A 22,747-nucleotide genomic window follows, 5' to 3' on the forward strand; every position below is an offset into this window, starting at 1 on the left:
TAAATAATGAATGATTAAATGAGGTTGTTTCAAAACAAAGCTTCTCCCCAGATCACTGGAGTGATTTGGGGAGATCTTATGAAACAACCTTATTTTTTTGGTCATACTAATAGGAGGTTATGCTTCTATTGCATTTTCACTTATAATGAGCGTGTAACTCATTATACATAGGGAGGATTCAAATGAAAAAGTACTTATTCTTAGCTTGCTCCGCTTACTTGTTCCTCTTCCTTACGGCATGCACAGCAGCCCAGGAAGAAGAGCAAGCAGGTAATGCTGAACCTGAGGGTGAAACTCAACAAGAAGAAGGAGATGGGCTCTATCCATACACACTTGATCCAAAAGAAAATCCGGTTGTAACGATTACAATGGAAAGTGGCGAAGAGATTGTCGCCCAATTGTATCCCGATATCGCGCCAAATACAGTGGTGAACTTTGTTTCTTTAGTGGAAGAGGGTTTCTATGATGGATTGATTTTTCATCGAGTGATTCCTGGTTTTATGATTCAAGGTGGCGACCCGAAAGGTGATGGCTCAGGTGGTCCGGATTATACGATTGCGGGAGAATTTATGGCAAATGGCTTTGAAAATCCGCTTCAACATGAGCGCGGCGTTCTGTCGATGGCAAGAACGAGTGACCCGAACTCAGCCGGTTCTCAATTTTTCATTATGGTTGATGCGTCCGCTCAATTGGACGAGCAGTATGCTGCTTTTGGAAAGGTCATAGAAGGGATGGAGACGGTTGATGCCATCGTTACGCAAGAACGTGACGCCAGAGATAAGCCATTTGAGGAGCAACGAATGGAAACTGTAACGGTTGATACGAAAGGCTATGAATACCCAGAGCCTGTAGTGAAGTAAAATAACAAAACGAGTACAACTTCTTACATTAAGTTTGTACTCGTTTTTTTGTAGGTACTTAAAGCACGGGTCTTTTGTATGATTATGAATGAGTGATTGCGATAATCTACCAATATTGCTAAACTAAAATCATATTATTTGTATGTTTATGCTGTTGGATATATTTTTACTATGAATCTAGTATTTATTGGTTTTTAACAATGGATCTTTCAGTGACACCACACCTTAGGATTTCTTACAATCATGTTTAAGTTTGATTCAAGGAGGTGATTACATATGAATAAGAAGAAGCTAATGATTAATCTTGCATACCTTGCAGCTTTTGCTGGTGTGATTGTTCCTTTAGGGTTCCACTTAGTATAAATTATTTTTGAAGGAGAGGCGTACAAGTCTTCTCCTTTTACTATTATAGTAGAGAGTTGAAAACGAATGAATAATAAGAGAAAGTTTCATCAAAAAGCGAATATGTATGTCATCATCGTATCCATTCTTGGGACCGCTCTCTTTGCTTTATTTGCAGATATGACGTTTGAGGCTTACTCGCCTAGATTATGGATGTTAATTGCTTGTTTAGTAACCGTCCTCGTTTTATGCAGGCATTATACGATCCTTCTTCCACCAAAGGGAAATGCCCTATCAATGGATTCAGCAATTTATTTAGCATGTACATTTGTGTTTGGTCTTGATTTTACATTAATGATTCTTTTTATAAGTAGCATCATTGGTGCTCTTTACCAAGTGAAAATTAAATGGTGGAAGCATCTTTTTAACTTTGCTACATTTTCAATTATGATTGTTGCAGCTTATGCCACTTTTATCTTATTAGGTGGGCAAGTTGGGGTCATTAGTCCAGCATTAATGCCTAGCTATCTTGTCACGCTAGCTGTCTATATGCTGCTAAACATCTTTTGTATAGGAATGTATTTCTATCTACTTGATGCAGACAGTTTTTTAGCGATGGTCAAGGGATTAATAAAGGAAGCGTTCTCCAGTTATATTAGCATTCTTATTTTGTCACTATTACTTGGGATATTGCTCATACATCAGCCGTTTTATGGGCTCTTTTTATTCACTTGTTTAATATTAGTTCTTTCCTTTGCATTCAAAATGCACTTTAAATTGTACGAAGAAGCATCAAAGAAAGCAAATGTTGATCACCTGACCGGTCTTTATAATCATGGCTATTTCAAAGAGCTTTTAGAAGAGCTTGTTAAAGAGAAAAAGGATGAGAACGTAAGCTTGGCGATGATCGACCTTGATGATTTTAAGAAATACAATGATTATTTTGGACACTTACAAGGCGATGAATTACTGAAGGGCTTTGGCTTGTTATTAAAAGAAGGCTGCAGTAGTCAAGGTAATTTCACTCTTGCGCGCTACGGTGGAGAAGAGTTTATCATTTTAATGCCTAATACGACTCAAAAAGACGCTTTCCACTTTTTAGATGGCTTGCGTAAGAAGATGAATGATACGTATTTCAAAGGGGTCGAAATTTTGCCACATGGGTGCTTATCGTTTTCTGCGGGAATTATTCATCAGGAAGGGATTATATATAATTCCGCAGAGTTAATAGGCAAAGCGGATCAGGCGCTGTATTATGCGAAGGCGCAAGGAAAGAACAGTGTTCACTTATTCGATGAAAAAGATGTTATTCAAAAGAACCTTGATGAAGAAAAAGAAATTGAATTGCTCGAGCAACAAGTTCGAATCTTTCTCTCAAAAGATATCTATACATACAAACATAGTAAGCGAGTCTATGCGTATGCCATTCGGTTTGCTAATATTTTAAAGTTAAATGATTACGAGAAGAAAACTCTAGTCATGGGTGCCTTAATTCATGATATCGGAAAGCTAGAAATTCCAAGAGATGTCATTAATAAAACAGGAAAATTAGAACCGCACGAATGGGAGATGATGAAAAAGCACGTAATCTGGGGCAAGGAAATTATATCAACAAATAAGGAACTCCTTGATTTAGTTCCATTGGTAGAACTGCATCATGAGCGCTATGATGGCAAAGGGTATCCATATGGTTTAAAAGGAGAAAGTATCCCGAAATTAGCACGAATCCTTTGTATTATCGATTCATTTGATGCTATGACAACCGAACGTCCATATCAGGCTACAAAAACGTTTGAAGAGGCCATTATGGAGCTGGAGCAGTGTGCTGGTAAGCAATTCGATCCAGAGTTTGTCCCGGTGTTTATTGAGATGATACGTGAGGAAGAGACAATGGAGTAGGGGAGGGGCATTAGATTAAAATAACGCTCGTACAAATAGGCATGAAAAAAGGGAATCTGGACCTTTTTTCATGCCTATTTTTGTATGTGTGGGAGGAAGTGTTCTCAATATGTTCGTTCCATTACGCTTCAGTCATTCGCTTTCCGCGGGGAGGTCTCGCCCCTACCTCTACATCCCGCAGGAGTCGAGTGACTTCCGCTCCATTTCACTACGAGGAAAAACGTTTCTTCACAGCAATAATCTTTACGAAAATAGCCTTTGTTAAAGAGGGTAGGGGAGAGTTGGAGGAATATGAACAACTACTAAAATCTCCCATTTTTATCGGTGTATACAAATTTGTATACAAGTAAACAAAATGTATACATGATGTGTACAAAAATGTAAACATGTATACAAAGTTGTATACATCCCTAAAGTACGCAATGTGTACAGTTTTGTATACATGTATACGAAAATGTACACATGTATACAAAAATGAATACAACTTAAGTATTATTGACGAATCTAGTACTCTACTATACTCTTATATATGTTGGAAAAAGTTTTAAAATCCTGAAACGAAAGGAAATGATTTGAATGAGTAAAACAAGAATTGCTGCAGTTGACGTAGGTAACGATTCTCTTAAAGCGTTATTTGGAAAAGCAGATTTTGAATTAAATGTCCCGAATGTTATTGCGAGAGATACAGAAGACCGTCCAGTTATTGGAATAGAAGATTTAAATGAGAAGGATCCTCTAGATGGAATACATATTCGCGTTCACTCCCCTGCCCTTCTAGAGAACAATGCGATTTATCGTGTTGGGAACTTAGCAACAAAGAGCAACAATCCGAATGAGCTTGATCCGGGCAGCAGTAAGTCGGAGGAAGATCAAACGTTAGTGATGCTTTTTGCTTCATTGGCTTTAGATGCTGTAAGAGAAGAAAATGCAAACCTATTTAAAAAGACAAACAATGTCATTGATGCTAACTACACGTTAGGAACAGGATTGCCTCTTCGTGAAGTAAAAGAAGGCAAAGATGTTGGTTACCGCTCGCAGCTGTTAAGCTCGGTGCACCAAGTAGAATTCCTCGTTACACCGAAGTACCAAGGAATCAAAGTTAATATTAAATTTGATGAAGTGAAGGTATATCCGGAAGGGTTTGCTGCTTACATCAACCTAGTTATGGATAATAACTTAAACATTATTAATAGAGACTTAGTAGATAAAAGCATTCTAATTCAAGACATTGGTGGCTTATCTACGGATATTGCTGTTATTAAAAATCGAAATGTTGATGATGATAAGGCACAGGGCTTTAATCTTGGAGTAGCTGAATCACTAGAGCAAATTAGAGAAGAAATTCGCTCAAAGCACGGCGTCGAGCTAGATAGCCGTCGTGATGTAGTTGATATTATTACAAAGAAGCATGATCGCAATCATATTATGGTACGCGGAAGTCGGACAAGCGTTCATGATATTACGGATCGTATTTTAATGGAACTTGCGAAGAAGCAATATCGTCACTTACGTAATGTATGGTCGAAGAACTCTCAAACAGAGATTTGCTACTTTGTCGGTGGCGGTGCCATGGTCTTAAAAGATTATTTAAAAACATTAAACAACAGCTTAGATGGCTTCAATATCGGTTTCTTTGAAGATGAGAAAGAAAGCATCTGGATGATGGCAAATGCCTATTACAAGTTGATTTCAGCTTTTGAAAAAGCAAACAATCCTGATCCAAAAGACAAAGAAAAAGATAAAAAAGCTGTAAAAAACTAATAAGGTGATTCTATGAGTACAAAGGGGACGACTGGAATCCAGAGGGGTCAGGCAATTACATTCCGTCTCCCTTCTGATACACCAGATCACTTACTTAAACAGCTCCAAAAATTAAAAGAGACAGAGAAACGCAACTTTTCAAGTAAGATTGCTGAATATGCCCTAGATGGTGTAAGTAACTCCTTGGCAAAGGAGCGGGAAACCGTTACGATCCCATTACCGAAGGCATTGAGCAAAGAGCAGCGAGACTGGCTGCGCCACTCGCATTCTGAAGCACTACTAGGAGCGATTGTGTTCCAGCTCTTAGCTGATCCTGTTCGAGCGACTTCCGTATTGGCTTCTCTTAATAGCAATGCCTTTGATATTGATGAGGCGCTTTATTTGCAGGAGAGTGAAAGATTTGCTGAGGTTACTCAAAAGGTACCCGATCTTCCAACAGAACCGCTAGACGAATCGATGGACGTGCCACTGCATGACGATGCAGGGCATGACCTAGAAGATGATCTAGGTGACTTTGATTGGAGTAAGGCACTGCAAGAGCATGCCGCAGCAAAAGAGGAAGCAGAGCCAGAGAAAGAAGAGAGCGCTGAAGATTTACTCGGTGGATTTCTTGCGAAGATGAATAAATAAAAGTGAGAAGAACGAGTATCGTTTAATTGTGTAAGTAGAATGTAGATTATAGTGTTTCTAACAAAATTATGTTTGTTCTCCGAAATGAATGATCTGATTTGTGACGTTTCAGTAAGGAAAAAGAGACTGTGTGCTATACTATGATAAAAAGTGCGGAGTTGATTGAAATGGAAGAAGCCTTGAAACAGATCCTAAACGAAATTAAAGGGATAAAGAAGGATATATCCAATTTAAAAGAAGGTCAAGATCGTATTGAAACAAAAGTAGATAGTCTATCATCTGAACTTCGAAGTAATTTTAAATATATAAACGACAAATTAGACGAGCATTATCATGTTTTTGAGTTGTATCTGATGAGATAAAAGGTCTGAAAGTTGATAGTGAATATTTAAGTTCAAAAACGGGCAGACACGATACAGAAATTAATAAACTTATGAATAAACTTAGAGGTTAGAATTAAAAAAGAGCTGCGATTTTAAGGTGAAATCAGCAGCTCTTTTTGATACCAATCTAATATATTATGTATTTTGTGGCTGGAGTACTCAAGTGACTCTTGAATATTTAATAACTACTCAGCAAACAGATGGCTTCCAATCGAAAACTTCGGTGTCGTCCAGTTAAAAATCCACTCAGACGTTGCGATAGTAGGATTGTAATAATATGTCGCTCCCTCAGAAGGGTCCCATCCATTCCATGCATCTCTCACGGCTTTATATGAAGTAGACGTTGGAGTGAGGTTGTATTGGCCGTCATGAACGGCTGTAAATGCGTTAGTTTGATAGATCACGCCTTCAACGGAAGATGGGAAATCTGGTGAGTTCAGTCGATTTTTGACAACCGCTGCTACGGCTACTTGTCCCTTATAAGGTTCTCCACGAGCCTCTCCGTGTACAATTCTAGCAATCTTTTCAACCTCTTTTAGTTGATGAATGGTTTGAGGTCCTGCAACGCCATCAGCAAGCAAATTAAATTCCTGCTGCATTTGGCGAACAGCTGCCTCAGTCAGCTCCCCATAATATCCAGTTGCATTACTATGTAAATATTCTAATGCGATTAACTTTTCTTGTAATTCGACAACGGCTTCTCCACGATCTTCTTTTTTCAAAAGCAGTTCATTTGCTTTTAACTCTTTAGGTAAAAGAGTCATGAAAACGAAGAAAACTGGAAGAAGCAGAATGATTTTTTTGTTCATCATATATCCCTCCCTATTCTATATTTTATACAAATGTTTAGATTTTCCTACCTTTATTTTTGAATTGATCGTTTAGTAGGAGATGAAAGCGGTACATTCGATAGAGGTTTTTTTTGATAGAATAAAAGAAAAAGATAGTAGGTGGAGTGAGTTGAGGCGAACAGCAATTATAACAGGTTCATCAAGTGGATTTGGGCTTGTGACAACATTAGAGCTTGCTAAGCGCGGATTTACCGTACTTGCAACGATGCGGAATGTCGAAAAAGCAGTCGCATTTAACTCGTTAACAGATGATGAGGACATCCTGCGGCGGATTGAGCCATTTCCTCTTGATGTCACAGAGGAAGATTCGGTTGCGCGTTTTTTGAAAAAGGTGCAATCAATGGAAAGAGTGGATGTTCTTATAAACAATGCAGGGTTTGCGATAGGGGGATTTGCTGAGGAAGTCGGGCTAGGCGATTACCGTAGGCAGTTTGAGACGAATGTATTTGGAGTCATGGCCGTAACACAGGCGGTACTTCCTGTGATGCGTAAGCAAAAGGCTGGAACGATCATTAATATAAGCAGTGTAAGTGGACGAATTGGATTTCCGGGTCTCTCTCCTTATGTTTCGTCAAAACATGCGTTAGAGGGTTATTCAGAGAGTCTTCGTTTAGAGTGCGCGCCGTTTGGCATCCAGGTTGCATTAGTTGAGCCGGGGTCTTATCGCACAAACATTTGGTCATCAGGTATGGAGGTGTCAAAGCATTCAATGGCTGAAGGGTCACCGTATTCTGATTACATGAATGGCATGACGAGTAAGCTGGAATCTAGTAAGAAAAAGCACGGCGAGCCACTGGAGGTAGCTGAGCTAATTTGCAATTTAGCAGAACGAGAAACCATCACAAAGCTCAGGTATCCCATCGGAAAAGGACTGAAGCTAACGTTGGTGCTAAAGCAGTTGATGCCGTGGTCATGGTGGGAGAAGATTGTGTTGAGGCAGATTTTGAAGAAATGAAGAAGGCTGAATGATGGTTGGACAGCAAATCGGCTAGATTGGATTGAATAAGGTGCAGTTTGGATTGAATCTGGCGTAGTTTGGACAGCATATGATGCAAACTCGACAGAACCAAGAAAAAAGGCTGGACGCATGCAACAAAAATAAGCGAATCCCTGCAAAGTAGGAGTGAACAATGGCATGCTTCTCATAAACGTGGACGTATACACAGAAACAAGTATCATAAAACAAGGGTATATTCAAATAAACGGTACAAAAATAGGAGCGATCGGAGCTGTAAGTGACTTAGATTTATCCACCTATCATGACAAAGTATTAGATGGTGCAGGACTAAAGGCGATCCCTGGTTTCATAGATGGTCACATTCACGGGGCAAATGGAGCTGATGTGATGGACGCCACGCCTGAAGCGTTAGCAACAATGGCTCAAGCGCTCCCGAGAGAGGGAACGACAAGCTTCTTAGCGACAACCATTACGCAATCGGAAGAAAACATCGATCAAGCTTTAATCAATGTGAATCAGTTTCAAGACAGCCCAAAAGGTGCCGAGCTGTTAGGTGTGCATTTAGAAGGACCTTTTATTGAAAAAAACAAAGCCGGCGCACAGCCGAAAGAGCATGTGAAAAAGCCCTCCATTGAGTTATTTTCAAAATGGCAAGAGCTTTCAGGCAATCAGATCAAGACGGTCACGCTGGCCCCGGAAAAAGACGATGGCTATGCCCTAATCACTTATTTACTTAATCAAGGGATCAATGTATCTGTCGCGCATACAGATGCGGGTATAGGCGTGATGAAAGACGTAGTTCGATTAGGTGTGAACCAAGTCACGCATTTGTGTAACGCAATGACGGGCGTTCACCACCGCGATATCGGAGTAGTCGGTGCCGCTTTATTACTAGAGGAACTCAAAGGAGAAGTAATTATAGATGGCATTCACGTTTCCCCGGAAATGGTTCAGCTTATTTATAAAAACATGGGGGCTAGTCGACTCATGCTCATTACGGATTCGATTCGGGCAAAGGGGCTTGCACCGGGTACATATGATCTTGGCGGACAAGAAGTTGCAGTTGATGATTATAAGGCCACTTTGCCAGATGGAACGCTGGCGGGAAGTGTATTAAAAATGATCGATGGGGTCAAAAATCTCTGTACGTTTACAGATGCAACACTTCAAGACTGCATTTATATGGCAAGTATGAACCCAGCTAAACAACTTAAAGTGGATGACCGAAAAGGTAGTCTAACGGTGGGGAAGGATGCGGATCTATTGCTTGTTGATGGAGAGCTGAACATTGCACATACATTTTGTAGGGGGGAGATGGCGTATTGTAGGGGGGGAGAGTTTGCGTGATTGATAGAAATGATGAGGTGTCGCTAATTAAAAGGAGGTTGGTCATATGAAAGCCATTCAAGTTACTCAATTTGGTGGACCTGATAAATTAGTTTATACAGACGTTGAGGATGTAGTAGCAGGAAAGGGAGAGGTGTGTGTTCGTTTATATGCAGCTGGTGTCAATCCGAGTGATACATACACACTAACAGGTACATATGCATTTTCTAAGCCTCAGTTGCCATATACCCCGGGCTTAGATGGTGCAGGGATTGTGGAGGCGATTGGAGAAGGAGTCGCAAATGTTGCTGTTGGTGATCGTGTATTTATCGCGTCCTTAATGGGGAGAAAAAGCACAGGGACCTTTGCACAAAAAATAGTATGTGATGCAACGGTGGTTCATTTATTGCCAGACCATGTATCTTTTGATCAAGGTGCAGCATTAGGGGTACCTGCAATGACTGCATATCGAGCTCTATTTCAACGTGCAGGCCTGAAGCCTGGTCAAACTGTATTCATTCATGGAGCCAGTGGTGGAGTTGGATTACAGGCTGTGCAAATGGCGAAATCTCACGGTGCTAAAGTAATTGGAACAGCCAGTAAGCCAGAAGGTAAAAAAATGGTTCAAGAAGCTGGTGCAGATGTTGTGATGAATCATGTAACAGAAACCACACTGGAAGAGGTGTTAGCCTTAACAGATGGCCATGGACCTGATGTCATTATTGAGTTTTTGGCAAATGTTAATTTAGAGACAGATTTAAAGCTGATTGCACCATTTGGTAAAATTGTAATCGTTGGAAATCGTGGTTCAATAGAAATAAATCCACGTCTTGCTATGCAAAAGGAATGTGATATTTTAGCCACCGCTTTATGGAACGCCCCAAAAGAAGAATATGAACAAAGTATTCATGGTGTCATTGGGATGCTAAAAAGTGGTGCACTTCATCCGGTTATAGGGACAACTCTTCCACTTCAGGAAGCATCGCAGGGCTTTGACCTGCTAGCCGAAGGTACAGGCCATGGGAAACTAGTTTTGAAAATTGACTAGTATTTAAAAAGCCAAAGAAATGAATTCGATAAGGCTTATGAAGGATAAAATCAATAAGAAAACCTACTCCATAAGCCTTCATCTATCAACCTGTAAGTCTTACCAACATAAAAACGCAATGGATTTCCCTTCAAATCCATTGCGTTCTCACCCTGAAAAACATTTATGAACTGGTAGATTAACTATTTAATCCACTCTTCGAATAATCACTTCATTAGCTGAATCGAGGTTGCGGTCGACCGCATCTAGGATGTTCTGTCTCATACGGTAAGCGCCTTCTTGTGTACCATCAACAATCACGCGGTATAGGTCACCATTTCCATTGCCGCCTCCATTAGAACCGCCTCCGCCTGAATTTGACCTTCTTGTAAGGTTAAAAGCACGTGCTATGCCATTCACATGACCACGAGCAACTCTTTCAAGCCAATTCGGATCTCGTAGTTTGGCTGCATCTTGAGCATTATCGATGAAACCGTTCTCTGTCAAAATAGCTGACATCCTTGTCTCGCGTAGGACGTGGAAATTAGCTTTCTTTTTGCCGCGATTGACAAGGTCATTAACCTTTGTAATCTCCTCATGCATAATGTCGCGGTACCTTGCAGTCTGTGATGAATCGGACAAGCTATTGTGAATAAAATCTTCATAACCTCTTGCAGAGCCATTAAAAGCGTTGACGTGTATCGATACGAAATAGTCTGCTCCCCAAGAGTTTGCGTCGCTTGTTCTCTGGGCTAAAGTAACACTTCTGTCTGTTGTTCGGCTCATTCGAATTTCTACACCTTCGTACTCGTTTCTCAACATATCACGAATACGCAGGCCGATGTCTAATACAATATCTTTTTCGTGCATTCCATTTGCGCTAGCACCACTATCTGAGCCACCATGACCAGGGTCTAAATATATTTTGACCATGAAATATCACCTCCTACATAAGAATGATATTCAATGGACCGACTACCGGAAACGGCTTGTCACATGGTGATGTACTAGGCAAATTACTTATTTTTAGAAAATAAGGTCAGACCCCAAACAAAGACCTAAACATAATCCGCTAAAAATAAGAACAGCAAAAAGTCCCTCAGGCAGCTGGCAATGGAGGAACTTTGGATAGGGATGATGAAATTGGACAGTTATTATACTAAATAAATCGCTGCCGTTAAGCAGTGACAAGAATTTGAAAAAGAAGAGTTTCCTTGAAAAAAAGCGATCCATTTTAAACATTTGTCAAAGAAATAGCCCTTTTTATCAATATAGCTAAGGAATACATATGTCTTATTGAACAAAATATTCATGGAGCACACTCCCTTTTTTTTCGGTAGTGTGCTTCACAATATGGTAATTATGCATAAAAAACACATATTTATTTTGAGCATTGCAAGGGGGCAACTCCGTCTAGGTATCAAGGAAACCACTGAAAACGTCCTTTTTGAGCAAATTCAAGGAAGAGCACTGAAAAAGGTGAAAATTGTAAGGCCACTGAAAAGTCCTTTTAGAAGATTCGAGGAAGCAGCAATGGCTCCACACGTTGCGCGCCTGCTACGAGAAACCCACTCATAGCAGGCTTAAAACAAAGCAACGGTTCCGCTCATTGCTTAAAAGGAACTGAAAAAGGTGAAAATCGTCCTTTTTCAGTGCCTTTTTTTAACAAACGTATGGTTAAAATCAATCGCCATCCCACTCCATCCCCAGCATTCTGGACCTTCCGTTGTCGTAACGCGATGGTCTTCCTTTACAAAGGTCATTTGGCAGCCAATCTCGTCTTCGATTTGCAAAGCAGTATTCCCATCTTTTTGAGCGTAGCCTTCCATTTCACCGACATGAGTAGTCGATACATGAATATCAAACTCAAAGCCCGTCTCATCTTCATTGTAAATGTTTAGCTCGCCAAAGACACCAGATTCTTCTGGAATGGTGTAGGTGCCGCTCCAATCCGCTGAAATTTCAGGTGTCTCCGTTTTGCTAACTAAAATCGTTTCAATCTCATTTTTATTCTTTTCGATATAGAGCGTATATGTGCCGGTATTATAAATCACTACTTCTGTATCGCCGTCAACTTGTTCATCTGGTTCGCCGAGAGTCTCGTAAAGGAGCTCTACATCGCCATCTATTAGTGCCCCTGGAATAAGAAGAGTGTTAACAGTACTCTCGCTGGATGCGGTTACAGCATAACCGATGTTATTAAAGATAAAGGTCTCAGCCCCATTTAACCAATCGGTAATGGCATCTGGTTCACCTTCTTGATCGAATATCTCTTGCAAACGAGTGCCAATGGCAAATGAGACGGAAGGAAAACGACCTTTCTCTACCTCGGCGAGCCAATCAGATGTGACCGGAATGGATGGGTAAGCAAAGGTGCTAGTTGGTTTATCCCTCCAACGCTCATACATCTCTTGTCCATACTGAACTCCATCAGCAAATGTCTCCTCATTGTAAACACTTTGGCTCTTTAGCGAAAGAGTAAGGGTGTCCTCGTCGAGCTCCCATGTAGTAAAGAACCAGCCGGTCTCGTTATCAGAGCTATATTCTACAGTTTGATAATAGCGATTCCCAATGTTACGCAATTCGCCGTTAATCGTACGGAGCTGATCGCCATCAACAGTCACTTCTTGCAGGATCCCACCTTCCAAAGCAAAAATTTGCAGCTCAAACTGATTGCTTTTTTCTTTTTGAGATAGGACAAGAAGATCTCTACCTGTTTGATGAGAGCTAACATAGGCGATCTCCTGTCTATCGCGAAAACGCAATGCATCATCGCCTTCAAAAAAGGTAAGATGATCTTGTAACACACCGTATGTTGCAAGGGCATCAGAAACATAAAGCTGATAATCACTAAAAGAAGAGTCTTCTTTTGGACTATAAATATGTATGTCATATGGTTCGTTGTGGTTATCTTTCAATTGGAATTGATAATGGCTATTGGCTTGTAAAACAGATAAAGGAACATCGGATTTACCCTCTTTCGTCAGTGGTGGCGATTTTATTGCTTCTTCGGTCTTTGTCTCTGTTGAGGTGCTTTGCCCACTTGAATCTTGGGTATTGGCACAGCCTAGTATAGAAAATAAACAACTAATGAAAAGAAAAGAAACGATCCATTGCTTCATTTTTATCACCTTCGTGAGTTCTTTTTCTTACTCGCAAAAAATAGACGCTTCAGACCATTTTATTTTGCAAACCAACAATCTATTCCTCTTTTTACGTGTAAAAAACCGAAAAATAGAACAATATTTTACCAAGAGGAATAAAATGTTACGGTTTTGTGAAAGAAAATCTAACAAACCCCTTCCATTTTAGTCATTTTCAGACTATTATAATAAATAAGAAAACAAATTGAAGGAGCGAATGGCCATGATGAAAAACGTAAAAGTAAAAAATCATTACTTAGCAGAGATTGAGCATACTGGCGAAAAAAACTACAAAAACCGTTGGACCTGGGACATCTATATTGCTGCTGATGAAAACCAAGAATATAGAGGAAAAGCACTAGCACCAGGCAAAGGGATTGAGATTCCTTGGACGAAACTTACAGGCAAAGACTTATTAGCTGAAATGATGGGACTTTGTGAATCACAAATGCCGAAGTGTTCATAATGGATAACAGCGACTATCACAATGGACAAGCAGATAAAATAAAAAACGAGAACCCCTAATGCTCTCCAGTAGCTGGAAGAGTGAGAGGGGTTTTTGTGTTATTTGTCATAAAAAAAGCGATCAACCAGTGGCTGTCGCTCGGTCAAAATAAGGAACAGGTGTTTTTGCATAATGTGTATTGTGCATATGATCAAACAATTTATAAAACAACAAATTACACGTTCTTACGTTCAACTTATAATAAAACGCCCCATCCCGTTCTTCCTTCGCTTCAATCTCACCGGTAAATGTACATTTCGAAAACAATTCGACTCGAAGAATAAAAGAGTTCTCGCTTAAAATGGGGAAGTCTAAATTCGTAGAAAAGGATAATCCTTCCGAGCTAATGTCAGATACAAGCACCTTTGTTTTGCTAGAATTAACGTCCACACCGTTTAACTCAGCGATGCTAACATCCGCACTCAGTGGTTTGTGAAAATTCAACGCCGGAAATAATCGATTTTCCATGACTGTCCCTCCATTAACATCATTATAACTATAAGCATAGTACAAATAATTTGCGAATGGTGTTGTTTTATGTAGATGGTTTGAAATTTTCTGTTAATTTTTAGAAGGAATTAGATACAATTTAATGAAGACTTTCTATAGCAGCAAGTCAAAGAGGATTCTTCATTTAATTCAGTCGTTGAAGAACCAGTTCTCAGTAAAAAAGGAGATGGGATTCATGATAGAGTTACAGTATTTTGATCGGTCAGATTTCAGGCAACTAATCAATTGGATTAATTCGCCTGTACTCTTACTGCAGTGGGGCGGTCCGGCGTTTTCTTATCCCTTGAATGAGAGTCAATTAGAAAAATATACGCATCAGGCTAATAATGAATACGCAGAAAGAATGATTTTTAAAGTAATTGATAAAGAAAGTGGTGAAACGATTGGCCATATTTCATTGGGGCAAATTGATCGAGAACACAAATCCGCAAGAATTGGAAAAGTATTAGTAGGTGAGCAAAACACAAGAGGTAAAGGAATCGGTCAGCAAATGATGAAGGAAATTCTTAAAATCGCATTTGATGAACTCAAATTACATAGAGTGAGTCTTGGGGTATTTGACTTTAATGCTTCTGCTATCGCTTGCTATGAAAAAGCCGGGTTTGTAAAAGAGGGACTGCTTCGAGATAGAAGTAAACATGGCGATGAATACTGGAGTTTATGGGAAATGAGTATGTTAGAAAACGAATGGTTGAAAGCCCAGAGTCAGTAGTCAATGAGCAAAGGAGGAGTTTTGGCACTTTGCTTCTTTTCTAAAGTCAGTGTGTAATCGACCTTTCTAAAGTGGTCAAACACAATCCTAACAGAAACGAAAATGCGTATCTTACAGTCGAGGTAAAAGGAATGATAGGGAATGAAGAGAGGACCAAAGCGTTAGCGTTATCGACTTTTTCTGATTACCATACAACGGCAATGGTTACAGCTTCATTAGCAAAAATCGCCCTTCAAAAAGAATTGAAAGGGATCGTTTGTCCTTTTGAAGTGACAAATGTAGATGAATTATTGTCTGTAATGAATGGCTCAAATGTACGAATAGAGGAAAGGGCGATTGTTCGATAAGGGCAATCGTTTTTTTATTGTAGGAATTAGAAAGAGGGGGCGAATTAAATGAAATAAACGGTCTGTTGGAAGTAAATGTTAATTTATATCTAGACAACTATATCGTAATCTGATATATTCTAATTAGATATATCGTAATCTGATATATTCTAATTAGATATATCGTATTTTGATATATTATTAAATGATAGATGGAGGTGATCTGTTGAAAACAACGGAGCAATTAACGGATTCAATGTTTTATATTATGGCGACTTTAACTCAACCTAGACACGGGTATGCCATCATGAATGTAATCGAAGAAAAAACAAAAGGGATCATTACGATAGGGCCTGCATCCATGTACACCATTATCAAAAAATTATTAAAGCAAGAATGGATTTACTTATACGATGGATCGGATTCAAGGCGTAAAACATACTTACTTACGGAACAAGGCAGAGAAATATTAGAAGAGAATGTAAAGTTACGAAGGATCATGCTTGAACTAGCAGAAACTGGATTGAAGGAGGAGAAAGGATGAGACCATCAAAATACGTAATGTCAGAAGGGTTAGCTTTTTCTGAGGAAAAGGATATGGACAAATTACGCAAACTTTCTTTAAAAGGATGGCACGTACATGATTTTAAGTTTATGGGGTATTCGCTTGAAAAAGGAGAAAGTGAAGAGTATATCTATAGTATTGATTATCGGTTATTAACGAAGGATGAAGAAGAGGAATACTTTAATTTCTTTGCATCTTCAGGCTGGTCCCATGTTGCCTCAGAAGGAGATACTCATTTATTTAGAGCCATTCCTGGTACCAAGCCTATTTATAGTGACAAGGATTCAGAAGTCGAAAAGCATAGTAGATCTGCAAATAAATTAAAGAGTTTAGCTATTCCGGTTATTCTAAGTACCGTGCTGTTATGGATCGCCACATTAGCTACTTCAGGAATTTTTCATACGATATTGATGGTTACCGCAGCGGTGGTTACTGTCATTGCCATGCCGCTTGCTGCGACAACGATTGCGTCCTTTGGCAATAAATGGCGAGTAGCAGGTAGGAAACAAACAGTCAATCTAGGATATCTTTTTTTAATCGTTTCTAGCATTAGTGTTGCTGTTATTTTATTAAATGTCGTTGATTCAAGCAATGCTCTTTTTCTCTTAGCTTACATGGTAATAGGGGGAGTGACCTTTCCGGTTGCGATTTGGGCTATTATGTCTATTGTGCAAAAGATAGGTGGAAGGAGAGTGTAATGATAAAAAGCTTGGAATGATAACCAAGCTTTTAGTGTTACAAGTTACTCTCATCTTAGTCAGGATATCAATTATCCAGCTATTTTTGGACTTTCATCTGATACATTGCTCGATCAGCTTCTTGAATCATTTGCTCGAAAGACATGGAGCTGACAGTGCAGGTAGCAGCTCCAATCGAAGCGCCGATTGTCAGTTCTTGACATAGATCAAGCTTGGTTAATTCTTCTTGAAGCAACATACTGTAATCGGTTGCGAAATTCTCATTAACTTTTGGCACAAGTACAATGAATTCATCGCCACCCCAACGTGCGATATAATCATCTTTTTTTGAAATTTTCTTTAAAATAAACGCAACTTGGGTCAGCAATTCATCTCCCTTTTGATGCCCAAGAGAATCATTAACTTCTTTAAAATTATCGAGATCAATTAATAGGAGCCCTAATTTTTTCCCGTGCTTGTTGCTTTTATGAATAAGCTTATGGAAGGATTGTTCAACGGTGCGTCTGTTGTAAGTGTTTGTTAATGGATCCTTTTCGGAAAAGTATTTCGCGCGGTCATATTGTTTCCCAGCCCACCAAGCAACCGATAAAAAGATAGCTGTTAAAATAAAAAAGCTAGCTTCAAAACGCAACCCTAAATAGTGATGATAGTAAAGGTACCGGAGTATATTAAATAAGCTTACGATACCGACTGAAATTAGCCTGCCTTTGTAACCCACAGAAATTCCCCATTTATTGTGATTTATGAATGATATTCTATCATACATCTTAGGGTGTCTTGTGCTTTTTTGAATAGAACTTTTCTTCTTATCCAAATTACTGGTAGAATCAAATAAGAAAAACGAAACTTACCGCAGTTTCCGTTCGTACAGATACAGGGGGTGTTAATGATGAACAAACCAAAAACGGATAAATTGCTAAAGGGGCTTGTCGGTTCAAGTGTAGCTCTTTTTGGATTAACAGGATGCTCACCTGGCCTGCAGGATGAACTCATGTCCGTGCCGACAGAGCCAGAAGCGAATGTCCAGCCCGATGCAGGCCCGCCTTCCCCTGAGGAAGCCGATTGTGATACGTGGCAATGGGACGAGGAAGCAGAAGGCTACCAATGCGTTGAGCCAGGAAACGAGAATCATGGCCATTATTATCATGGCGGGATGTGGTTTCCAACCATTGCTGCCTTTATGGCAGGTAGAGCAACAGCTGGTGGCGCGCGCGGTGGTGGTGGTCAAGTAAGACAGCCAGCTACAGGGACGCAGCCCGATCAAAATGTGAGCCAGCCGCGTCAGGACCAGAATCAAACAAGAACGCCAAACCGAGCAACCAATCCACGCTCAGGCATGGGTGGCGGTGGTAGCTTTGGTGGATAAGCATCGAAAGGCACGAGATCAATTTTACGCGAGCGTCCCATCTTTTTGGGATCGGTTGTATGGAATGGAATACGCTCTATATGATTGCCTGGCAATCTCTCAAGAGGCGTGTGATGAGATTCGAACGGCTACAGCAGAATCCTACAGCATCTATAAAAAAATCAATCAAATGGTTCGGCAAGCGCCAGATGAGACGCTGCTTGAATTTGGGTTTCCCGCAAAAGCGTTGCCTTTTTTACGGATGATGATGGTACCTTATGAAACCGTAATTGGGCGCTTTGATTTTGTTCAGACGGAAGACGGCCTTAAGATACTTGAATTTAACGCCGATACGCCGACGTTTATTAGAGAGCTCTTTGATGTGAATGGACTGGTTTGCAAGGAGTTTGGCATGATGAACCCAAACGAAAAGGAAGCAGAGCATCTAGGAAAATCAATCCGAAATAGCGTTTTCCATTGTGCGAGACAGATGGGAATGACTGATCATCCTTATGTGGTGTTCACCGCGCATGAAGAAGACATTGAAGACTGTGAAACCATGAAGTATTTAATGAAGGTCGCTCAAATTAAAGGGGCGACGTTTGTGCCGCTTAATCAGCTGCAAGTTGTTGATGGAGAAGGTGTCTATGATGTAGATGGCAACAAAATTGATGTTGTCTATCGTCATACCTATCCATTAGAAGCCTTGCTTGAAGATGTAACAGACGACCAATTCCCAATTGGAATCGAGTTTATGAAGCTAGTTGGGGAGCGAAAAGTCGGCATGTTAAACCCAGCCTCAGCCTTTTTAATGCAGAGTAAGGCCGTGATGGCAGCGATTTGGGGCATGCATGAACAACAGCATCCACTGTTCACAGAACAAGAGCATGATAAGATCAGCCGTTATTTTTTACCGACGTATTTAGACGAAGACCCGTTTCTTGAAACAGGGGATACATATGTGTCTAAGCCGGCCTTTGGCAGAGAAGGAGATACGGTTGAAGTCCGAAAAAGCGGGGAGACCCTCTTTGAGCAAAAAGAAAAATCCTACGATCACTATGTCAAAGTGTATCAAAAGTATGTGGACTTACCTGTAGCATCTGTGAAAACAGAGTTAGGAGTGAAGGAAGCCCATCTACTCATTGGCAGTTTTGTCGTAAATGAGAAAGCCAGTGCATTTGGCATTCGTGCCGGTGCACAAATTACTGATAATTTATCGTACTTTTTACCTTGTGGAGTGAAAGGAGCAAATGAATGGACTTAACGTTTTATTTACAAACCTTTGATCATTTTATTATTTATTTAGCAGTGTCCCTAGTGTTGTTTGCCATTGGAACCTATATTTTCAAGTTGGTTACCCCGTATTCCGAGCGTGCAGAAATTAAAAACGGAAACACAGCCGTATCACTAAAATTACTAGGGAAAATGGCCGGCTTAGTCGTAGTACTACAATCAGCCATTCGCCACTCAATCAATCTAGTCGATTTAGCCATCTGGGCACTAATCGCCATTGTCATCCAAATTGTCCTGCACCTAGTAATCGAGTACGTCCTCACCCGCAACACGAACTTAGCAAAAGAAGTAGAAAAAGGAAATATCGCCGTAGGATTACTCCTTGGTGGAGTTTCAGTATTAGTAGGAATGATTGTAGCAGCGACGATTAGTTATTAGAGTTATCAGCAAAAGGACGATTTTCCCTTTTGCTGATAACTCGAAGCATTGAGCGAAGCCGCCGTCATCTTTTAAGCCTAAAGGAGCGGGTTTCTCCTTTAGGCGCACGGCGAGCGAAGCCAATGCCCCATGTTCGCACTATTAAGAAGAAAACACCACCCTTATATACAACCTAGGGTGAAGCGCAGAATTGCCGTCGTCTTTTAAGCCTAAAGGAGCGCACTTCTCCTTTAGGCGCACGGCGAGCGAAGCCAATGCCACTATGTTCGCACTATTAAGGAGAAGCGCACTATCTTTAACAACATTTGAAGAAAGCACAAATCTTTTTAATAAAGGCTGTTTTCCGTAAAGAGTGATGCTATTAAACAGTTTTTCTCTTAGTGGAATGGAGCGGAAGTCACTCGACTCCTGCGGGATAGAGTGGGAGGCCACTGAAAAAGTGCTCGTTTATTTAGGACTTGAAAAGGAGCTTTGATCTCGCTCCCGGGATGGGGGACACGCTTTCCGCAGGCGGGCGTTGAACTAACCGGCTGCGCCGGTGGATTTCAACCTGCCCTTCCCTCCTGCAGGAGTCGGCCCCCCATCCCGTCCGCTTGTTGAGAGGAAAGATAGAAATTCCCTACATTTCAACGATCAAAAGAAACTAGGGGGAATAGCGCAAAGAAGGCACTGAAAAAGAAGTGCAAAACACAAGCTAAATCAGAGCTACATTACGAAAGGAGCCATGAACGGGTTCCTCGTTTAGCTTACAGAAACACCGAAAACATCTAATCACAACTCAAGAAAGGAGTCCCGCCATGCTTCCACACCACTCACTCACTGAACCATTTGAACCAAATCAGTATCTAAAACGCTGGCAAGAGGTCGAACGTAAAGCTGCGGCAAAAGGGTTCACATGGGCAACCTTGTACGAGAACTATGAAGACAATCAATACATGAGTGACTCGCTTCTTGTCGTGCCATCGTCTCTAGCTCGTGAAGTTGAAAATGCATCACGTGCAGCGAACGATGTTTTTCAAAAAACATACGAGCAAATCATGAAGGACCGCTCGATTATACATAGATTAGGCATTTCTGTTTTTATGTGGGATTTGCTTCTTGCAGAAGGGAAGGGTGCGTTTTCTTATTTTACTAGATATGATTTCATTGCCTCGGCCAATGGTTTAAAGGTGATCGAGGCTAACACGGATACACCGGTAGGAATCGTGGAGTCTGCAGTCGCGCAGGAGGTGCTTTGTCAGGAGCACGGTCAGCTGAATCCGAATGCACAGTTGGCTGCAAACGTGAAAAATGCATGGAATCAAATCATTAGAGATTACCGAATTGGCAGCGCTGATACGTTGTATTTTACTTGTGCAGACTGGCATGATGAAGACAAGCAGACGGTTCAATATTTAATGAATTTGTACCCGCAGCAGGCAAAATACGTTCCGCTTGAAGAGATCGTCGTTGGAAAAGACGATATTCAAACACCTGAAGGAGAAAAGATTGAGTTTTTATATCGGCTGTATCCTTTAGAGTATTTTCTAGAAGAAAAGAGTGGAACGGGAGAAAAGATTGGCGAGCAGTTTCTCGTTCATTTAATGAATGAGAAACTAAAGGTGATCAATCCACCATCTGCACTTCTCATGCAGTCAAAAGCAATTCTGTCGCTTATTTGGGAGAAAAAAGATGAATGGTATACGCGCATGGAGCGTGATGCAATCGAGAAGTACTTTTTGCCAACCTATGATTCACTCGGCAATATGAATTCCTATGTGAAAAAGCCTGTCCTTGGGCGAGAGGGCGGCGGAGTTCAGGTCGTATCAAACGGTGCTGTGATAGAAGAGGACGTCGATTATTATCAAGAACAACCAATGGTGTATCAAGAGTACTTCCCAATGCCGGACCAGACAATCGACACATGGGACGGACCATACACAGGAAAGTTATTGATTGGTTCACACGTGATTAACGGGGAACCAAGTGGCTTGTTCTTTCGTGTAGGTGGTCCAATTACCGGGAATTTATCAATGTTTGTCGCGTATACGACAAGGTAGCAATAAAGCAGGGTCAGTCCCCACTGCAGTTCACCACTGCCTGAAAGCGGGGTCTGACTCCAAAGAAAGGAGGATCCGATGCACTTTTTTCTGAAAATTAGCCTGGGCCTTATCCGAATGAAAAATGTCACGTTGTTTATTACAACAGCAGCATTCATCTTACTTAGTACAATAATCATGTATGCTCTTGAGCCCGATAATTTTGAGAGTCTACTAAATACCTTTTATTTTGTTATGACGACGTTCACGACAGTCGGCTATGGGGACTATTCACCAGTCACACTCCCGGCCAAAATCTATTCAGTGTTCATGTTTTTAATTGGGATTGGTTTGCTTGGGGTTGTGATTGGGAAGATCGTTGATTCGTTTACGTTATTTAGAAGAATGAGAGAGGAAGGGAGGATGACCTATATGAATGAGAACCATGTTGTCATCATCGGGTGGGGAAAAAAATCAGAATCGGCCGTGAAGGAAATTCTTGATTCGGACACGGAAGTCGAAGTAGTAGTCATTGACGAGCTACCTAAGGCACCAGAATTACTAATGAGCGACAACCGCCTGCATTACATCCAAGGCGATCCTACATCAGAAGAGCCTTATGCAAAAGCCAACCTAACGGGTGCAAACGCTGTGATTATCTTTGCTGATGATAACATTCAGGAGCCATCACTTAAAGATGCGAAATCATTGCTTGTCTCCATTACCGTAAGTCGACTCGCACCAAATGTCCATACTACCGTCGAGGTCATGGCAGAGAAAAACATCTCGAACTTCTCTCATGTTCAAGTGGATGAATTCATCCTTTCACAAGAAACGATTTCACGCTTAGCTGTCAGATCTGCTCTCTACAAAGGGGTGAGCCAAGTATACTCTCAGCTCATTAGTAGAGCGCATGGCGAAGACCTTTATCAAATTCCGAAACGAAAAGAGTGGGAGACGTATAATGATGCATTTCAGGATCTTCTTGCGCAAGGGGCAACGCTTATTGCCGATCGCAATCATTTAGATATTAATAGAAGATTGGATGAACAGATTCCGGATGAAGCGGTGCTTTATATTATTTGTAATAAAGAGACGTTTGAGAAGGTGAATATACCGGCGTCATAACATTAAAAAAGGTATAGTCGTTCCAATATGGAGTAGCTATATCTTTTTTATGTTTGCGGTACGACTACGCCGCTTATCTGTATTAAATG

23 protein-coding genes are annotated in these 22,747 nt (G+C 40.7%); 18 read left to right on the top strand and 5 right to left on the bottom strand.

Features of this window, described 5'->3' with window-relative positions:
- The first annotated feature begins 182 nt into the window (after positions 1–182).
- From LQ50_RS18360 to LQ50_RS18380, 5 genes are all read left to right on the top strand, one after another.
- Complete coding sequence (locus tag LQ50_RS18360; protein WP_052144851.1) at positions 183–860, top strand: peptidylprolyl isomerase; 678 nt, start codon at positions 183–185, stop codon at positions 858–860.
- Between the two features lie 429 nt (positions 861–1,289).
- The gene (locus LQ50_RS18365; RefSeq protein ID WP_034632041.1) at positions 1,290–3,101 is read left to right on the top strand and encodes a diguanylate cyclase; all 1,812 of its coding nucleotides are present in this window, start codon (positions 1,290–1,292) and stop codon (positions 3,099–3,101) included.
- Between the two features lie 576 nt (positions 3,102–3,677).
- Positions 3,678–4,862, top strand: a complete 1,185-nt coding sequence (locus tag LQ50_RS18370; RefSeq protein ID WP_034632044.1) for a ParM/StbA family protein — start codon at positions 3,678–3,680, stop codon at positions 4,860–4,862.
- Positions 4,863–4,874: 12 nt separating this feature from the next.
- Entirely contained in the window at positions 4,875–5,492 is a 618-nt protein-coding gene (locus LQ50_RS18375) for a hypothetical protein (RefSeq protein WP_034632046.1), read from the top strand.
- Between the two features lie 167 nt (positions 5,493–5,659).
- Positions 5,660–5,854, top strand: coding sequence for a hypothetical protein (locus tag LQ50_RS18380; protein ID WP_237563750.1), 195 nt, complete (start codon positions 5,660–5,662; stop codon positions 5,852–5,854).
- Positions 5,855–6,060: 206 nt separating this feature from the next.
- Here the strand turns inward: LQ50_RS18380 and LQ50_RS18385 are convergent, their stop codons facing one another.
- Positions 6,061–6,684, bottom strand: a complete 624-nt coding sequence (locus LQ50_RS18385) for a cell wall hydrolase (RefSeq protein WP_237563751.1) — start codon at positions 6,682–6,684, stop codon at positions 6,061–6,063.
- A gap of 151 nt (positions 6,685–6,835) precedes the next feature.
- Between LQ50_RS18385 and LQ50_RS18390 the strand changes: the two genes are divergently transcribed.
- From LQ50_RS18390 to LQ50_RS18400, 3 genes are all read left to right on the top strand, one after another.
- A complete protein-coding gene (locus tag LQ50_RS18390; protein ID WP_237563752.1) occupies positions 6,836–7,681 on the top strand; it encodes an oxidoreductase in 846 nt (281 codons plus the stop codon).
- 180 nt (positions 7,682–7,861) lie between these two features.
- Positions 7,862–9,031, top strand: coding sequence for an N-acetylglucosamine-6-phosphate deacetylase (nagA, locus tag LQ50_RS18395; RefSeq protein ID WP_034632050.1), 1,170 nt, complete (start codon positions 7,862–7,864; stop codon positions 9,029–9,031).
- A gap of 46 nt (positions 9,032–9,077) precedes the next feature.
- Positions 9,078–10,058, top strand: coding sequence for an NADPH:quinone reductase (locus LQ50_RS18400; protein WP_034632052.1), 981 nt, complete (start codon positions 9,078–9,080; stop codon positions 10,056–10,058).
- Between the two features lie 186 nt (positions 10,059–10,244).
- Here the strand turns inward: LQ50_RS18400 and LQ50_RS18405 are convergent, their stop codons facing one another.
- Positions 10,245–10,970, bottom strand: a complete 726-nt coding sequence (locus LQ50_RS18405) for an N-acetylmuramoyl-L-alanine amidase family protein (RefSeq protein WP_034632054.1) — start codon at positions 10,968–10,970, stop codon at positions 10,245–10,247.
- Between the two features lie 716 nt (positions 10,971–11,686).
- On the bottom strand, positions 11,687–13,159 hold the full coding sequence (locus tag LQ50_RS18415; RefSeq protein WP_034632058.1) for a hypothetical protein: 1,473 nt from the start codon (positions 13,157–13,159) through the stop codon (positions 11,687–11,689).
- Positions 13,160–13,403: 244 nt separating this feature from the next.
- Here LQ50_RS18415 and LQ50_RS18420 point away from each other — a divergent pair, with 244 nt between their 5' ends.
- On the top strand, positions 13,404–13,646 hold the full coding sequence (locus LQ50_RS18420; RefSeq protein WP_034632060.1) for a hypothetical protein: 243 nt from the start codon (positions 13,404–13,406) through the stop codon (positions 13,644–13,646).
- A gap of 120 nt (positions 13,647–13,766) precedes the next feature.
- Here the strand turns inward: LQ50_RS18420 and LQ50_RS18425 are convergent, their stop codons facing one another.
- On the bottom strand, positions 13,767–14,153 hold the full coding sequence (locus tag LQ50_RS18425; protein WP_034632063.1) for a hypothetical protein: 387 nt from the start codon (positions 14,151–14,153) through the stop codon (positions 13,767–13,769).
- 217 nt (positions 14,154–14,370) lie between these two features.
- On the opposite strand from LQ50_RS18425, the gene LQ50_RS18430 reads away from it, so the two are divergent.
- The 4 genes from LQ50_RS18430 to LQ50_RS18445 all read left to right on the top strand — a co-directional run bounded on the left by LQ50_RS18430 (position 14,371) and on the right by LQ50_RS18445 (position 16,496).
- The gene (locus tag LQ50_RS18430; protein WP_034632065.1) at positions 14,371–14,907 is read left to right on the top strand and encodes a GNAT family N-acetyltransferase; all 537 of its coding nucleotides are present in this window, start codon (positions 14,371–14,373) and stop codon (positions 14,905–14,907) included.
- 131 nt (positions 14,908–15,038) lie between these two features.
- Positions 15,039–15,254, top strand: a complete 216-nt coding sequence (locus LQ50_RS18435; protein ID WP_034632068.1) for a hypothetical protein — start codon at positions 15,039–15,041, stop codon at positions 15,252–15,254.
- Positions 15,255–15,459: 205 nt separating this feature from the next.
- Complete coding sequence (locus LQ50_RS18440; protein WP_034632070.1) at positions 15,460–15,777, top strand: PadR family transcriptional regulator; 318 nt, start codon at positions 15,460–15,462, stop codon at positions 15,775–15,777.
- Positions 15,774–16,496, top strand: coding sequence for a DUF2812 domain-containing protein (locus LQ50_RS18445; RefSeq protein WP_034632072.1), 723 nt, complete (start codon positions 15,774–15,776; stop codon positions 16,494–16,496). The genes LQ50_RS18440 and LQ50_RS18445 overlap by 4 nt, the downstream gene beginning before the upstream one ends.
- A gap of 79 nt (positions 16,497–16,575) precedes the next feature.
- On the opposite strand, the gene LQ50_RS18450 is transcribed toward LQ50_RS18445, so the two are convergent.
- Entirely contained in the window at positions 16,576–17,214 is a 639-nt protein-coding gene (locus tag LQ50_RS18450; protein WP_034632075.1) for a GGDEF domain-containing protein, read from the bottom strand.
- A 171-nt stretch (positions 17,215–17,385) separates the two neighbouring features.
- Here LQ50_RS18450 and LQ50_RS18455 point away from each other — a divergent pair, with 171 nt between their 5' ends.
- The 5 genes from LQ50_RS18455 (at position 17,386) to LQ50_RS18475 (ending at position 22,658) form a co-directional block, all read left to right on the top strand.
- Entirely contained in the window at positions 17,386–17,862 is a 477-nt protein-coding gene (locus tag LQ50_RS18455; RefSeq protein ID WP_034632076.1) for a hypothetical protein, read from the top strand.
- Positions 17,855–19,105: a glutathionylspermidine synthase family protein gene (locus LQ50_RS18460; protein WP_034632078.1), complete on the top strand. Its 1,251-nt coding sequence runs from the start codon at positions 17,855–17,857 to the stop codon at positions 19,103–19,105. Before LQ50_RS18455 ends, LQ50_RS18460 begins: the two co-directional genes overlap by 8 nt.
- On the top strand, positions 19,096–19,512 hold the full coding sequence (locus LQ50_RS18465) for a DUF350 domain-containing protein (protein WP_034632080.1): 417 nt from the start codon (positions 19,096–19,098) through the stop codon (positions 19,510–19,512). The genes LQ50_RS18460 and LQ50_RS18465 overlap by 10 nt, the downstream gene beginning before the upstream one ends.
- A 797-nt stretch (positions 19,513–20,309) precedes the next feature.
- Entirely contained in the window at positions 20,310–21,551 is a 1,242-nt protein-coding gene (locus LQ50_RS18470; RefSeq protein WP_034632082.1) for a glutathionylspermidine synthase family protein, read from the top strand.
- A 78-nt stretch (positions 21,552–21,629) separates the two neighbouring features.
- Positions 21,630–22,658, top strand: coding sequence for a potassium channel family protein (locus LQ50_RS18475; RefSeq protein WP_034632084.1), 1,029 nt, complete (start codon positions 21,630–21,632; stop codon positions 22,656–22,658).
- Positions 22,659–22,747 lie beyond the last annotated feature (89 nt).

The organism is Halalkalibacter okhensis (genome assembly GCF_000787375.1).
GTDB classification, from domain to species: domain Bacteria; phylum Bacillota; class Bacilli; order Bacillales; family Bacillaceae_D; genus Halalkalibacter; species Halalkalibacter okhensis.